We start from the raw sequence: 1,864 nt of genomic DNA, 5'->3' as shown, positions 1-1,864 counted from the left end.
TACTCGCCGCTCAAGCAGATCACCCCGGAAAACGTCGGCAAGCTGCAGGAAGCCTGGCGCATCCAGACCGGCGACCTGCCAACTGCGGATGACCCGGTCGAGCTGACCAACGAAAACACCCCGCTCAAAGCCAACGGTATGGTCTACGCCTGCACCGCGCACAGCAAAGTGCTGGCACTGGACCCGGACACCGGCAAGGAAATCTGGCGCTTCGATCCACAGATCAAGAGCCCGGTCGGCTTCAAGGGCTTCGCCCACATGACCTGCCGTGGCGTGTCGTATTATGACGAAGCCGCCTATGCCAAGTCTGAAAACGCCGGTTCCGCTGTCATCTCCGAAGCCGGCCAGGCCGTTGCCCAGGCCTGCCCGCGTCGTCTGTACCTGCCAACCGCTGATGCCCGCCTGATCGCGTTGAACGCCGACACCGGCAAGATCTGCGAAGGCTTTGGTAACAAGGGCGTAGTCGACCTGACCCAAGGCATCGGCCCGTTCACCGCCGGCGGCTACTACTCGACTTCGCCAGCGGCGATTACCCGTGATCTGGTGATCATGGGCGGTCACGTCACCGACAACGAATCGACCAACGAGCCATCGGGCGTGATCCGCGCCTTCGACGTGCGCGACGGTCACCTGGTGTGGAACTGGGACAGCGACAAGCCGGACGCCACCGAGCCTCTGGCCCCGGGCGAAACCTACAGCCGCAACTCGGCGAACATGTGGTCGCTGGCCAGCGTCGATGAAAAACTCGGCATGGTTTACCTGCCACTGGGCAACCAGACTCCAGACCAATGGGGTGGCAACCGCACTCCAGGCGCAGAGAAATTCAGCGCCGGCCTCGTCGCCCTGGACCTGGCCACCGGTAAAGTGCGCTGGAACTACCAGTTCACCCACCATGACCTGTGGGACATGGACGTGGGCAGCCAGCCAACCCTGCTCGACATGAAAACCGCCGACGGCGTGAAACCTGCGCTGATCGCCCCGACCAAACAGGGCAGCCTGTACGTCCTCGACCGGCGTGACGGCACGCCGATCATTCCGATCAAGGAAATCCCGGTACCGCAAGGCGCTGTCAAAGGCGACCACACCGCACCGACCCAGGCCCGTTCGGACCTCAACCTGCTGGCCCCGGAACTGACCGAAAAAGCCATGTGGGGCGCCAGCCCGTTCGACCAGATGCTGTGCCGCATCCAGTTCAAGGAGCTGCGTTACGAGGGCCAGTACACCCCGCCATCGGAACAGGGCAGCCTGATCTATCCGGGTAACGTCGGCGTGTTCAACTGGGGCGGCGTCTCGGTCGATCCGGTTCGCCAGCTGCTGTTCACCAGCCCGAACTACATGGCCTTCGTCTCGAAAATGGTCCCACGCGAGCAAGTCGAAGCCGGCAGCAAACGCGAGAGCGAGACCTCGGGCGTGCAGCCAAACACCGGCGCGCCTTACGCGGTGATCATGCACCCGTTCATGTCGCCACTCGGCGTACCGTGCCAGGCCCCGGCCTGGGGCTACGTCGCCGGTATCGACCTGACCACCGGCAAAGTCGTGTGGAAACGCAAGAACGGCACCAGCCGCGACAGCTCGCCAATCCCGATCGGCTTCACCCTCGGCGTACCGAGCATGGGCGGTTCGATCGTGACTGCCGGCGGCGTCGGCTTCCTCAGCGGCACCCTCGACCAGTACCTGCGCGCCTATGACGTGAATACCGGTAAAGAACTGTGGAAATCGCGTCTGCCAGCCGGCGGCCAAGCGACCCCGATGACCTACACCGGCAAGGACGGCAAGCAATACGTGCTGCTCGTTGTTGGTGGCCACGGCTCGCTGGGCACCAAGATGGGTGACTACATCATTGCGTACAAACTGCCGGAATAAG

At 63.3% G+C, this 1,864-nt stretch carries 1 protein-coding gene; it reads left to right on the top strand.

Going from position 1 to position 1,864, the window contains the following annotated elements:
- Nucleotides 1-1,863: membrane-bound PQQ-dependent dehydrogenase, glucose/quinate/shikimate family (locus D6877_RS00230; protein ID WP_130909469.1), on the top strand; the 1,863-nt coding region annotated here is incomplete at its 5' end.
- Between the last annotated feature and the right edge of the window lies 1 nt (nt 1,864).

The sequence above is a fragment of the Pseudomonas sp. Sample_9 genome, assembly GCF_004307535.1.
GTDB classification, from domain to species: Bacteria; Pseudomonadota; Gammaproteobacteria; order Pseudomonadales; family Pseudomonadaceae; genus Aquipseudomonas; species Aquipseudomonas mercuritolerans.
The sequence above is the reverse complement of the archived record's forward strand: the minus strand, read 5'-3'. Positions and strand labels throughout refer to the sequence as shown.